Annotated in this window: 11 protein-coding genes; all 11 read left to right on the top strand. The window is 38.4% G+C overall.

The genetic code is table 11. The features are described 5' to 3' along the window. The first annotated feature begins 40 nt into the window (after positions 1–40). On the top strand, positions 41–2,011 hold the full coding sequence (locus tag JKP73_RS06875; protein ID WP_021290252.1) for a DHH family phosphoesterase: 1,971 nt from the start codon (positions 41–43) through the stop codon (positions 2,009–2,011). After that, a complete protein-coding gene (gene rplI / locus JKP73_RS06870) occupies positions 2,008–2,454 on the top strand; it encodes a 50S ribosomal protein L9 (RefSeq protein ID WP_021290251.1) in 447 nt (148 codons plus the stop codon). The genes JKP73_RS06875 and rplI overlap by 4 nt, the downstream gene beginning before the upstream one ends. A 325-nt stretch (positions 2,455–2,779) precedes the next feature. Then, entirely contained in the window at positions 2,780–4,147 is a 1,368-nt protein-coding gene (gene dnaB, locus JKP73_RS06865) for a replicative DNA helicase (protein ID WP_021290250.1), read from the top strand. Positions 4,148–4,318: 171 nt separating this feature from the next. Beyond that, the gene (locus JKP73_RS06860; RefSeq protein ID WP_021290249.1) at positions 4,319–5,605 is read left to right on the top strand and encodes an adenylosuccinate synthase; all 1,287 of its coding nucleotides are present in this window, start codon (positions 4,319–4,321) and stop codon (positions 5,603–5,605) included. A gap of 377 nt (positions 5,606–5,982) precedes the next feature. After that, positions 5,983–7,422 carry a peptidoglycan DD-metalloendopeptidase family protein gene (locus JKP73_RS06855; RefSeq protein ID WP_200411035.1) on the top strand — a complete coding sequence of 480 codons (1,440 nt, stop codon included), beginning with the start codon at positions 5,983–5,985 and terminating at the stop codon, positions 7,420–7,422. Positions 7,423–7,702: 280 nt separating this feature from the next. Beyond that, complete coding sequence (gene yycF, locus JKP73_RS06850) at positions 7,703–8,407, top strand: response regulator YycF (protein WP_021290247.1); 705 nt, start codon at positions 7,703–7,705, stop codon at positions 8,405–8,407. A gap of 4 nt (positions 8,408–8,411) precedes the next feature. Next, positions 8,412–10,244, top strand: coding sequence for a cell wall metabolism sensor histidine kinase WalK (gene walK, locus JKP73_RS06845; protein WP_021290246.1), 1,833 nt, complete (start codon positions 8,412–8,414; stop codon positions 10,242–10,244). Further along, on the top strand, positions 10,244–11,554 hold the full coding sequence (locus JKP73_RS06840) for a YycH family regulatory protein (protein ID WP_021290245.1): 1,311 nt from the start codon (positions 10,244–10,246) through the stop codon (positions 11,552–11,554). The genes walK and JKP73_RS06840 overlap by 1 nt, the downstream gene beginning before the upstream one ends. Positions 11,555–11,557: 3 nt before the next feature. Further along, positions 11,558–12,496 carry a two-component system regulatory protein YycI gene (locus JKP73_RS06835; protein ID WP_021290244.1) on the top strand — a complete coding sequence of 313 codons (939 nt, stop codon included), beginning with the start codon at positions 11,558–11,560 and terminating at the stop codon, positions 12,494–12,496. Further along, positions 12,493–13,278, top strand: coding sequence for an MBL fold metallo-hydrolase (locus tag JKP73_RS06830; protein WP_021290243.1), 786 nt, complete (start codon positions 12,493–12,495; stop codon positions 13,276–13,278). The genes JKP73_RS06835 and JKP73_RS06830 overlap by 4 nt, the downstream gene beginning before the upstream one ends. Positions 13,279–13,362: 84 nt before the next feature. Further along, entirely contained in the window at positions 13,363–14,577 is a 1,215-nt protein-coding gene (locus JKP73_RS06825; RefSeq protein ID WP_021290242.1) for a S1C family serine protease, read from the top strand. Positions 14,578–14,689 lie beyond the last annotated feature (112 nt).

Here is a 14,689-nt window from a genome sequence, read left to right as displayed (position 1 = left end):
AATGAAAATAAAAGGTATTGCACAGTAGGAGCTGAATGTGATGTCAGATAAACAAAATAAGCCAACATTGAGAAATCATGTATGGATTATCTATCTCCTTTCCATTATTCTACTTGGAGTTATTTGGTATTTCCAGTGGATGTTGGGGCTAATCATGACTGTGCTATTAGCTGTTTCGCTTTACTATAGTATACGATCAGAACAAACGCTTCAAGACGAAGCGGAGCAGTATATAACAACGTTATCTCACAGGATTAAAAAGGTAGGAGAAGAAGCATTATTGGAGATGCCGTTTGGTATCATTCTATTTAGTGAGGATTATAAAATAGAATGGGCAAACCCATATATGAATCGATTTGAAAAGGATAGCTTAGTTGGAAATTCACTTCATACGTTATCAGAGGATTTAATTCCAAAGATAAAAGAGAATAAAGATGATATTTGGTTTCAATTACAAGGTTATATGTTTCAAACCACGGTAAAAAAACAAGAACGGCTACTATACTTATTTGATCGCACCGAGCAAGCGGAATTACAGAACCTCTATCATAATGAACAAACCGTGATTTCGTTTATTTTTTTAGATAACTATGAGGAAATCACACAAAACATGGATGATACGAATAAGAGCCATCTAAACTCACAAGTAACTTCCGTGTTAAATAAATGGGCTAATCACTATGGCCTCTATTTAAAACGAACATCCCAAGAGCGGTTTATTGCGGTCGGTTCAAAAGAAATTTTAGCAAGCTTGGAAAAGGCCAAATTTGAAATCTTAGATGAGGTACGTGAGTTAAGCGGCGAACGCAATACTCCTGTAACACTAAGTATTGGTGTTGGAGTAGGCAATGTGGATATACCAACATTAGGAGAATTAGCACAATCTAGTCTTGATTTAGCTCTCGGCCGAGGCGGTGACCAAGTAGCGATCAAGGATGAATCAGGCAAGGTTCGTTTCTATGGAGGGAAAACAAACCCAATGGAGAAGCGGACCCGTGTGAGAGCTAGAGTTATTTCTCATGCCTTAAAAGAGTTGATACGAGCAAGTGATAATGTAATTATTATGGGGCATAAAGCACCGGATATGGATGCATTAGGTGCAGCAATTGGCATATTAAATATAGCTCTTGCAAATGATGTGGAAGGCTATATTGTATTTGATCCAGAGGATGTTGACACAGGTGTGTATCGCCTTGTGAAAGCAATTCAGGATGACGAAAAACTTTGGCAGTATTTTATTGACCCTGACGAGGCAGACGCTGTTATCGGTAGTCGAAGTTTAATTGTAGTGGTTGATACCCATCGCCCTTCCATGGTTGCAAGTGAATCATTGCTGCAGAAATCGGATTATAAAGTCGTTATTGATCATCATCGTCGAGGGGAAGAGTTTATTAAAACTCCAACACTCGTATATATGGAGCCATATGCATCTTCGACAGCAGAATTAGTAACCGAACTATTGGAATACCAACCGAAAAAATTAAAGCTAAGAATGTTGGAAGCGACCGCATTGCTTGCTGGTATCATTGTGGATACAAAAAGTTTTACGTTAAGAACGGGATCTAGAACGTTTGACGCAGCTTCCTATCTACGTGCAAAAGGTGCGGATACAGTGCTGGTACAAGAGTTCATGAAGGAAGACATTGATGTGTATGTTGAACGAAGTAAATTAATTGAACGGGCAGATATATTCAGAGATGAGATCGCTATATCTAAAGCAGAAGAAGGACAGGTTCATGGGCCGGTATTAATCGCACAGGCTGCAGATATATTACTCACGATGAGCGGCATTAGCGCTTCTTTTGTTATTTCCGAGCGGAAAGATGGAAGAGTTGGCATTAGTGCCAGGTCATTAGGAGATGTTAACGTACAAATTATAATGGAAAAGATGGACGGTGGTGGGCATTTAACCAATGCTGCTACTCAAATTAAAGATACCACCATTGATGAGGCAGAAAACCTATTAAAAGAAATTATAGATGAATATTATGAGGGGAGCGAATCCGAATGAAAGTAATATTTCTTAAAGATGTAAAAGGCAAAGGCAAAAAAGGTGAAGTGAAAAATGTTTCTGATGGGTACGCCCGTAACTATCTATTAAAATATAATTTAGCTGAAGAAGCAACATCAGGGAATCTTAAAGCATTAGATGCAAAGAAAAAGAAACAAGAACAATTAGAACAAGAAGAAAAAGAAGAAGCGATTCAATTAAAAGATAAATTGGCTAATTTAACAGTTGAATTAACTGCTAAATCCGGGGATAGTGGACGTTTATTTGGTTCGATTACAAGTAAACAGATTTCAGAAACGCTGAAAAAGGCTCACGGTTACCAGATTGATAAACGTAAAATTGAACTGGATTCACCTATTCGCTCGTTAGGCTATACAACGGTACCAGTGAAGCTACATCCAGAAGTTTCCGGTTCAATAAAAGTACATGTATCGGAAAAATAATCAAGGTTCTTTAAAATCATGATGCTGATGCGCCTTCCTTCTTAAAAGGTAAAAAGGATAGTTTCGAACAGGTAGGTTTTAGTTCTTTAGCTTGCTCACAGCCTCCGTACAAAAGTAAAGGTTACTCGCACTATGCGTTTCGGGAGAATGTACTGGAGCAAGGTTATTCCTGGAATACTAGAATCGCTGTTTAGTGTCCAGGGCGCATTTATTTTGATTTAACCTAGGTTAATTGGCAGGAATACTCCCACTTGAAGAGGAGATGATTTGTCCGAGAAGCCTAATTGAAGATTTACTTTATCTCCTAAGAAAGGGGACAGACCCAATGAGCGAGTCATGGAATGATCGTACACCACCACATAATATTGAAGCGGAGCAGTCGATTATCGGGGCTGTTTTTATTGATCCAGATGCCTTTTCCGCTGCATCGGAAATCTTGGTACCAGAGGATTTCTATCGTGCTAGTCATCAGCGTATTTTTGCATGCATGATGGCTCTTTCTGATCGAGGCGAACCAATTGATGTGGTTACTGTTACTTCTTATTTGTATAACGCTCAACAATTGGACGAAGCCGGTGGGGTTCAATACTTATCTGAGGTTGCTGATAGTGTACCGACAGCGGCAAATATCGGTTATTATTGCCGAATTGTTGAAGAGAAAGCATTGTTAAGGCGATTAATACGATCTGCAACGGATATTGTTACGTCTAGTTTTGAACGTCAGGATGAAGTAGAAGAAATTGTTAATGAAGCTGAAAAAAGCATTCTTGATGTTTCTGGGAGGAAGAATTCAGGTGCATTTAAAGCAATTAAAGATGTTTTAATAGATGTTTATGACAATATAGAACAATTACATCATCAAACTGGTGATGTCACAGGGATACCGACTGGATTTCGTGATTTAGACCGTATTACCTCCGGCTTTCAGCGAAATGATCTCATTATTGTCGCTGCACGTCCATCTGTAGGTAAAACCGCATTTGCACTGAATATTGCCCAGAATGTAGCTGTTAATACCGATGAGAATGTTGCCATCTTTAGTTTAGAGATGGGTGCCGATCAATTGGTGCAGCGTATGTTATGTGCGGAAGGGAATATAGATGCCCAACGATTACGAAATGGTCAGCTCCAGGCGGATGATTGGAGTAAGTTGACGATGGCTATGGGGAGTTTATCAAATGCGGGTATCTATATAGACGATACGCCGGGAATTCGTGTAGCAGATATACGCTCGAAATGTCGTCGTTTGAAACAAGAGCATGGACTTGGCATGATTTTGATTGATTATTTACAACTTATCCAAGGCAGTGCAAATTCAAAAGAAAACAGACAGCAAGAAGTTTCTGAGATTTCCAGAGCATTAAAAGGATTAGCGAGAGAATTAAATGTGCCTTTAATTGCATTATCTCAGCTATCCCGTGGTGTTGAATCTCGTCAGGATAAACGCCCGATGATGTCAGATTTACGTGAATCGGGAAGTATTGAGCAGGATGCTGATATAGTAGGATTTTTATATCGAGATGACTATTATGATTCCGAATCCGAAAAACAAAATATTATCGAAATAATTATTTCGAAGCAGCGGAATGGTCCCGTTGGTAATGTAGAATTGGCATTTGTGAAAGAGTATAATAAGTTTGTGGACTTAGACCACCGTTATCAAGAAAGTGATATACCACCAGTTTCCGTATAAAACAGCTCCAAGAGGGGCTGTTTTTTTGTTTATTGAATTTATACGAACGATATATTTGTATTTTAATGTAATGTTCGTATTTCACATTGACGATTAGGAGTATTACTGATAAAATTACTTTTGTGATTAATTAAAGACATACAATATTGATAAATATAGTGGAGGTGCACCATGTCCTCAGTAGTAGTTGTTGGAACGCAGTGGGGCGATGAAGGCAAAGGGAAGATTACTGATTTCTTATCGCAAAATGCCGAGGTAGTAGCTCGTTACCAAGGTGGTAACAATGCTGGACACACGATTAAATTTGACGATGTCACATACAAGTTGCATTTGATCCCATCTGGCATATTTTTTGATGAAAAGACATGTGTATTAGGGAATGGGATGGTTATTGATCCAAAGGCGTTTATGGATGAGATTGCCTATTTACATGAACGCAATATTTCAACGGATAACTTAAGGATCAGTAACCGTGCTCATATTATCTTACCTTACCACCTTAAATTAGATGTTTTGCAGGAAGAAGCAAAAGGCGAAAATAAGATTGGTACAACGAAAAAAGGTATTGGACCAGCTTATATGGATAAAGCAGCACGTTGTGGCATTCGTATCGCTGATTTAATGGATAAGGAAGTTTTTCGTGCGAAGCTTGAACAAAACCTATTAGAAAAAAATCGTCTATTCGAAAAGGTCTATGAAGTAGCGCCTATGCAAGTAGAAGAAATTCTCGAAGAATATTATGCGTATGGGCAGCAAATGGCAAAATACGTCTGCGATACTTCCGTCGTGTTAAATGATGCGTTGGATGAAGGACGTCGTGTCCTATTTGAAGGTGCACAAGGTGTTATGCTAGATATTGACCAAGGTACCTATCCATTCGTTACTTCCTCTAACCCGATTGCTGGAGGGGTTACGATCGGTTCTGGTGTGGGACCAACCAAGATTGACCATGTGGTAGGCGTTTCTAAAGCATATACAACTCGTGTAGGCGATGGTCCTTTTCCTACGGAGTTACATGATGAAATTGGAGAACAAATTCGTGAGGTTGGACGGGAATATGGAACGACTACAGGTCGGGCCCGTCGTGTTGGCTGGTTTGATAGTGTCGTTGTCCGCCATGCGCGTCGTGTAAGTGGTATTACCGATTTATCATTAAATTCGATAGATGTATTAACTGGAATCGAAACGGTTAAAATCTGTGTAGCGTATCGGTATAAAGGGGAAATCATTCATGAGTTCCCAGCTAGCTTAGCTGCACTTGCTGAATGTGAACCTGTTTATGAAGAAATGCCAGGCTGGACAGAAGATATAACGAACGCCAAAAGTCTGCATGAACTTCCAGAAAATGCCCGTCATTATTTGGAGCGGATTTCACAGCTTACGGAGATTCCTTTATCCATTTTCTCTGTTGGCCCAGATCGTGCACAAACCAATATTGTTCGAAGCGTATACAGCTAGAAAAAGTCCACCCATTGTGGTGCCCTCAGCTTGTAGTGAAACCTCGTGTTTTTCTACAAGCTTTTTTATCTGGATGTTCGCGAATGGACGTTAGAGCTTCCCATCATAAAAGGAGACTCCTCTATAACTAGCTAACCCTAGAAATGCGTAACAGCTTGGGGCTGATACATTGCTTATCCAGGTTATCTGGAAATATCTCCCTTAACTATTGGTTTCATCCAATATTCGCCAATAAATTTCCTAATTATACTAAGAAATTGACTGTAGATATACATTTTCTTTACAATTCTGTTATTTCTATTTCTGAGTCTATTATCCTATGTTAGATTAATAGAAGCTAAATGGTCAGAAAGAGATGTAAGGAGGAGCAACGGGAAGTGGGTATAGGCAAAGATAAGAAAAAAAATAATAAAAAAGCTTCAACGGGCTTTCATATAAAAGTACTAACTGGATTTATTCTAGCAACTATCTTTACGGTTACGACGGTGTATGCAGCTGAAGACTTAGATACAGTCTATCATGTTTACATAGATGGCGAACATATTGGAAAAGTAGCTAATGAAAAAGTAGTTGATGATGCAATTGATCAAAAAATGGCAAAAGCCAAAACCGATAACCACACATCATTGCAACCGAAGCAAAAGATTTCTGTTATATCCGAAAAGGTATTTAACCCAACATTTGATCATGAGCGTGTGCTACATTCCATTAAGGCAGATGTCACGATAATCGCTGATGCTGTTGAACTCAACATTGGAGGGGAATCGGTAGGATATTATACGGATCGAGAAACAGCAGAACAGGTTGTCCGCAACTATGTCACAACCTTTGTAGATGAAAAAAACCTACAGGCATTAGCTTCTAAAGAGGAGGATAATCTCGAATCAAGCAACAGAGGTGATAAGCAAGTAACAGATGTAACGATTTCTGAGGACATTGATTACAAAGAAAAGCAAGTCACACCTGATCGTCTTTCTACACTTGAGCAAGGGATTGAAAGATTGCGTAAAGGAATGACGGAAGAAAAGGTGCATAAAGTTAATAAAGGGGAAGCATTAAGTGAAATTGCAGAAAACTATAATCTTTCGAACAAGAAATTAATGGATTTAAATGCATCCCTTGAGGAAAAAAGCGTATTAAAAATCGATCAGGAAATAACAGTAAATGAACAAAAACCAATTGCTGAAGTCATTGTGACGGAAACGCAGCTACAAGAAGAAAAAGTAGAGTATGAAACAGACATCATTACGTCTGGTGAATTGTATAAAGGGGAAGAAAAAACCAAACAAGAAGGTAAAGATGGTGAAAAAGAAGTACTTTACGAAACGGAAACTCGTAATGGAAATCAGGTGAATAAAGAAGTATTGAATGAAACCACTACGGAAGAACCCCAAAAAGAAATTATTATAAAAGGTACAAAAGAACTTCCATCTCGCGGTACTGGCGAGTTAGAATGGCCAGCGGTAGGTGGTCAAATAACGAGCCATATGGGAGAACGATGGGGAAAAATGCATAAAGGTATTGATATTGCAGGTACTAGCGATCGTACAATCAAGGCAGCTGATAATGGAACAGTGGTTTCTGCCGGATTTGATGATGGTGGCTATGGAAACAAGGTGATCATCAATCACAATAACGGAATGAAAACCATTTACGCTCACTTGTCCTCATTGAGCGTTAACAAAGGAGATACGATTGAAAAAGGAAGTAAAATAGGGGTAATGGGTTCTACGGGGAATTCCACAGGCGTTCACCTCCATTTTGAAGTATATAAAGACGACCAGCGTGAAAACCCGATAGATTATGTTCAGAATTAAAAGCAAAAGAAGACTGGTTAAGAGCAGTGACTCTTGAATCAGTCTTTTTTCTAGTATAGAATGGAAAGTGATTTAAAAATCACAAAAAAACGACGAAGTGTTTTATTTCTACTTTATAATACTTTCCTTTCTACGATCTACGTAATAAAACCTCTCATTGCTTTCGAACTTATATAACGTTATAGTATAAGCAGTTAAACATTGTTATCCACCAAAAGACATTTAAACGAAAATAAGATAAAATATAAACAGTATGGTAAAAAAGAAGGATGTGGCATAAATGAGTCAAAAAATACTAGTAGTAGACGATGAACAGCCAATTGCAGATATAGTAAAGTTTAATCTTGAAAAAGAAGGTTACGAAGTAGTTGTAGCTTATGATGGCGATGAAGCTATAGAGCTAGCAGGATCAGAAAACCCAGATTTAGTGGTATTAGATATTATGTTACCAAATAAAGATGGGAATGAAGTTTGTCGGGAAATACGAAAGACCCAAACGATGCCAATTATTATGTTGACAGCAAAAGATTCCGAAATTGATAAAGTGCTTGGCTTGGAACTAGGTGCTGATGATTATGTTACCAAACCATTTAGTAATCGTGAACTAATTGCACGAGTTAAAGCAAACTTACGGAGACAGCAGGTAGTACCGGAAGATGCAACAAAAGCATCGAAGGACATTGTCATAGGATCCTTAGTCATCCATCCAGATGCATATGTAGTGTCACGTGATGGCGAACAAATTGAATTAACTCATCGTGAATTTGAGTTATTACATTACCTTGCACGTCATATGGGACAAGTTATGACACGTGAACATTTACTAGAAACAGTATGGGGTTATGATTATTTTGGAGATGTTCGTACCGTTGATGTAACGGTAAGGAGATTACGTGAAAAAATAGAAGAGAATCCGAGTAATCCAATGTGGATTGTAACACGTCGCGGTGTCGGATATTATTTACGAAACCCAGATCAGGAGTAGGTTTATGAAAAAAGTCGGTTTTTTCCGCTCAATCCAGCTTAAATTCATTATTATTTATATTCTTCTCTTGCTGATAGCTATTCAGGTTATCGGCTCCTTTTTTACATCGGAGCTAGAAGACAATTTAATGTCTAGTTTTGAAAGTTCGATATACGATCGGGTTGAATTATTAAGTAGTAATGTTGAGCAGGCATTTGAACGGCAGAGAGATGCAGACGATCCGAATGTACCTACCAAGGAAGAAGAGATTAAAAGCATTGTATCAGGTATTGATCCATCTGATATCACCAGTCTGCAAGTAATAGATAACCAGAGTAGAGTTATCGCTTCCAATGGGTTAAATGCAGATGATGAAGTCAACAGGAAAATAAACGATAAACATATACAGAGTGCACTTATGAATAATTCCCAAAGCAGCGGGCGGCATTTAATAGATAGTGATCGCTACTTTGTACTTGCACAGCCAATTTTGGATGATGATGATGAAAATATTATCTTAGGTGTTATTTATTTGCGCGCATCATTAGAGCCGGTCTATGATCAATTAAATGATATTAATGAAATTTTTCTGCAAGGATCGATTTTAGCGATAACTGTTTCAGCAATCATTGGTATTCTAGTGGCCCGCACTATCACAAAGCCAATTATAGAAATGCGCAGACAAGCGCAAAAAATGGCAACAGGTGACTTTACTCAGAAAGTAAATGTGTATGGAAGAGACGAAATAGGTCATTTATCGGAAACATTTAATGACTTGAATAACCAATTGAAGCATTCCTATGCGACAATTGAAGAAGAACGGAGAAAACTAAGTTCCGTATTATCAAATATGTCAGATGGGGTAATTGCCACAGATAATGGTGGAGCGGTTACGTTAATTAATGATGCTGCAGGCCGTCTAATTGGCTATAATCCAGATGATATTATTGGCGAGTTTTTGCTGGATTTATTACAACTAGAGGAAAAAGTAGTCGATATTGCTGAGCTGCAAGAGAGTGGATCGATGATTATTGATTTTAGTGATGATGAACAGGAATCTATTATTCGCGCCAATTTCTCCACTGTATTTGATGATGAAGATGAGGTCACTGGTTTTATTACGGTGATAAGTGACGTAACTGAGCAGGAGAAGGTGGAAGCAGAGCGTCGAGAATTTGTATCCAATGTCTCACATGAATTACGCACACCATTAACAACCATGAAGAGTTATATTGAAGCATTAAATGATGGGGCTTGGGAAGATAAAGAAATCGCACCGAAATTCTTGGCTGTGGCTCAAAATGAAACCGAGCGAATGATTCGGATGGTGAACGATCTGTTACAACTTTCTAAGATGGATGCCCAAGAGTATCCGTTACAGAAAGAGCGTACAGACTTTATAAGCTATTATCATCATATTATTGATCGTTTTGAAATGCATACACCAAAAGGAATTCACTTGCAGCGCGAATTGCCAAAAGGAAATTATAACGTATGGATGGATAAAGATAAAATGACACAAGTACTCGATAATATCATATCGAATGCGATCAAATACTCCCCTGAAGGTGGAACGATTAAACTAGGTGTAGAACATAAACGGCATCATTTATTAATTAGTATTCAAGATCAAGGTATGGGCATCGCATATGATAAAGTGGACAAGATTTTTGAACGGTTTTATCGAGCAGATAAAGCAAGAACTAGAAAACTGGGTGGTACTGGACTTGGCTTGGCGATTGCGAAAGAGCTCGTAGAAGCTCATCATGGTCAAATCTGGGCGAAAAGCAAAGAAGGTAAAGGGACAACGATCTACTTTACACTTCCGCTGATGAATCAGAAGCGGAGAGGTGCATAATGAAACTAGAGACGTTTAAATCATTTTTATTAGTCGTATTAATCGGCCTTAGTCTATTGCTTACCTTTGGGATATGGAACTATAAAACCGAATATGAGCAATATGATCAACAACAGTTATCGAGGGAAGTGGATGTTGGTGGCAGCGAGGTGACGAAGAATCAGATCATTGAGCCAAAATCAATTATCTTTCATGCAGGTGAACAGCATTTAGGGTATGAGAACCCAAGAGAAAATGCTAATTTCTTTCAGGAAATGCAGTCATGGACATTTACCGATTTAACCTTAACTGATGGGGAAAGTCCAGAGGGTTATGATGTAGAGTTGACTTTACCAGATGCCTTACCAATTCGAATCATTAATGATCCATTGTTTTCTTTTACCAACCAAGTAGAAATCACGGATAACTGGTCGTTTGATAAGATTTATTTAACGCTTAATCCGGATAACTCAACGATTACCATCCAATTCTTATCTGTCGATGAAAGAAATCAAGCAACCGCTCAATTAACTAATTCCATTGTTTATGATCAAATTACGGAATTATTGGCATCACGACAAGGCTTGACGGAATACGTGGAATTTGAAGGCGGAGCCCAGCCGATCTATGTACGAAGTAATACAGATAATGTCACGCGACGTACGATTGCTGTCTCTCATATATCACCAGATGAATTCGTAAGAGAATTATTCCCAGATGAGCAGGTGGTCAACCCTCAAAATACACCAAATTTAAATTTGGGAAAATATTATAATGATGGGACAAGAGAGATTAGTATAAGTCCAAACGAGAGATTAATGAATTTCTATAATCCAAATGCTTCGGATATAGGTATAACCAGCATAGGAGCACTCACATTATTACAGAATAGCATTGATGAGGTTAACAGTCATAAAGGATGGACGGGCCAATTGCTATCAGAGATTAATTCGGCATCTAATGAAATTACATTTCGATTGCATTACGCTGGATTGCCTGTCTATAGCCCAAATGATTATTCGATTATGAAGTTACAATTCCAAGGTCAGGATTTAATACGCTATAACCGTGGTCTGTTGCGATTGGATAATGAAATACAAAATGATAAATCTACATCTTTACCATCAGGAGAAGAAGTTATCTATCATCTCAAAAATGAAACAAATGATATTAATATCGAAAACGTAGAAGATATTCAGCTTGGATATGACTTATATTATCAGGATGATCGTACGGTAATCCTCGAGCCTGAATGGTTTATGGAAATTAATGGAGCATGGCAGCAGATTCAATTTGAAGATGTGCCGAATGCTCAACAGGAGGAGGCGTAAGGTATGCAGTGGAATCAAATTAAGACCTTATTTATCTTATGCTTTATCGTCCTTAATATTTATTTATTTGTTCAATTCCTAGAAAAACAGGATCGAACGAGTTATGAAACGTATGATAGTACGGAAACAACAATTGAAGATCAATTGGAGCAAGAAAACATCAAAATTAGTGCTGACCTAGATGTGCTGCAAAAAGATTCGATCATCAATGTCGCTCCAAAAGAGTTTACAGAGAAAGAGGCAGAACAAATCGAAGGATTAAAAAACCAGGATGCTCAAATTATTGATAATAATCTCATTGTCTCCCATTTCGAGGAACCTGTGCCAATACCGGAGAATGCAAGTGAAGGCAGCATTGCGCAACAGGTTAAAAGCTATACTGCATTTACCGATGAATTTACTTATTGGGGTTGGGATCAACAAAGCAATGTATTAATTTTCTTTCAGACAAAAAACGATCGACCTATTTACTATAATCGCTTTGGTTCCTTACTCGTGTACTTAAACGAAGACAATGAAATGGTCTATTACACACAGGCAACGCTAGGAAAGGACGAGGAGCTTGGTGGTGCCAAAAACCTTTCTAAGCCAATAAGTGCTATTAGTACGTTGTTCAGGGATAATCAGATTGTACAGGGGGATGAGGTTACTTTCATTGAAAACGGCTATTATACCCGTATCGAGTCGGATACAGGGACACAAGTGTTTGCACCGAACTATCGAATTACCGTAAATGATGAGAAAAACTTCTTTGTAAATGCAATGGAGCTTTTCGTATCTACCGATAGTGATACGAAATTTATTTCCGAGACGATTAGCAAAAATTTGAGTTTATATAAGCGGATGAATGATGACGTGGAATGGAAAGATGCGTTTGTTAAGTATGTGGATAATTTAGTAGTAGAAGAAAGTATAAAGACAAAACGGAGTGAAGGGGAATGACGTTACGGTTTAGCGTATTGGCTTCTGGCAGTACGGGGAATGCATTTTATATCGAATCAGAGCAGGAACGATTATTAGTGGATGCAGGGTTAAGCGGGAAGCAAATGGATCGGCTTTTTCAAGAAATTGATATTGATCCTGCATCATTATCTGGAATATTAGTTACCCATGAACATAGTGATCATATTAAAGGGCTGGGAATTGTGGCTCGTAAATATCAATTACCTATTTATGCAAATGAAAAGACATGGAAAGCGATGGAAGGGTCGATTGGTAAGATTACCACGGACCAGAAGTTTCTATTTAATATGCATGAAGTGAAGACATTTAACGATATGGATGTAGAATCTTTCGGTGTCTCTCACGATGCTGCCGAACCAATGTTTTACACGTTTCATCATCATGGGAAAAAAGTGGCGCTTGTGACCGATTTAGGTTATGTATCGGAACGAATTAAAAAAACCGTAGAACAAGCGGATGCTTATGTCTTTGAAGCGAATCATGATGTGAGCATGCTGCGAATGGGAAAATATCCATGGAATGTCAAACGTAGAATTCTAGGGGACTCTGGCCATATTTCAAATGAAGATTCAGGTTTGGCCTTGGCAGATATTATTGGAAATAATACACAACGTATCTACTTAGCCCATTTGTCGCTCGATAATAATATGAAAGATCTTGCCCGCATGTCGGTAGATAGTGTGTTAAAAGAGCATGGTATTTCATTGGATTTAATGGATACAGATCATCAGAGTCCAACAACTCTTTATGAGGTCGGATGATTTTTTGTATATGTTTTTGCGTATGATGGGAATAATACTAAATTGAAATATGTCATATTCGAAAGCTCACAAAGGGGTAGGTAAATGGGTTATTATGATGAGCATTATCCACCAAATCCACATCGAAAAAGAAAGAAGAAAAATTGGCTAGTGCCGTTATTGCTTGGAATTATTATCGGTGTCTTACTTGTTTCGGTAGCATTGCCAGCACTTGTTGATTCTGGAATCTTATCAGAAGATCAAAGCAATCAACAAGCCAATGAAGATACAGGGAATAATACGAATGGTCCAACCCAGTCAGTAAATGTAGATGTTTCTACACAAATTACGGATATCGTTGATCAAGTAACACCAGCCGTTGTAGGTGTTATTAACATTCAACGCCAAAATGACTTTTGGCAGCAGGAAGGTAATAATAATCAGGCTGGAGAAGGCTCAGGCGTTATTTACAAACAAGAAGATGGCATAGCCTATGTTGTTACGAATCATCATGTTGTTGAAGGGGCAGATACGATTGAGGTCGTACTCTATGATGAAACACATATAGAGGCAGAATTAGTAGGCAGTGATTTATTTTCCGATCTTGCGGTACTAAGAATGGATAGCGAACATGTGGATCAAGTGATGGAGCTTGGGTCATCAGGCAATGTAAAAGTCGGTGAGCCAGCAATAGCAATTGGTAATCCACTTGGGCTTATGTTTTCAAGTTCTGTAACGCAAGGAGTGATTAGCGGTACGGAAAGAACGATTCCGCAAGATTTTAATCAGGATGGACGTGCCGATTGGCAAGCGGAAGTTATTCAGACAGACGCTGCAATCAATCCAGGAAATAGTGGTGGAGCATTAATTAATATAAGCGGGCAATTAATTGGAATTAACTCGATGAAAATTAATGAAACTGCTGTAGAAGGGTTAGGGTTTGCCATCCCGATTGATTCCGCAATGCCGATTATCGAAGAATTGGAATCCACAGGTGAAGTGACAAGACCATACTTAGGTGTGGAAATTTACTCATTAGAAGAAGTTCCGCAATCAGAGTGGAGTAATACACTTCAATTGCCTAATGATATAGAAGGCGGCGTTTATGTATGGAGCGTGGAGCCGCTATCGCCTGCGGATCAAGCGGGATTACAGCGACTCGATGTGATAACAGAACTAGATGGGAAGCAAGTGATGAACATGATCGATCTTCGCAAAATTCTCTATCAAGAAAAAGAGGTTGGAGATGAGGTATCCGTTGTGTATTATCGTGAAGGAGAACGCCACGAAACAACAATAAAATTAGGTACACAGGAATAGAAAAAGCGAGTTATCTTTTAATTGAGGATAACTCGCTTTTTTATCCACAGAAATTAATAGTTATTAACAATCTGTTGATAATTTTTGTGGTAAAAATCAATATATAGAATTT

Origin of the sequence: Virgibacillus salexigens (assembly GCF_014905415.1) — a bacterium.
GTDB classification, from domain to species: Bacteria; Bacillota; Bacilli; order Bacillales; family Amphibacillaceae; genus Virgibacillus; species Virgibacillus salexigens.
Note: the sequence above shows the minus strand (reverse complement) of the source record. Positions and strands in the feature narration are given on the sequence as shown.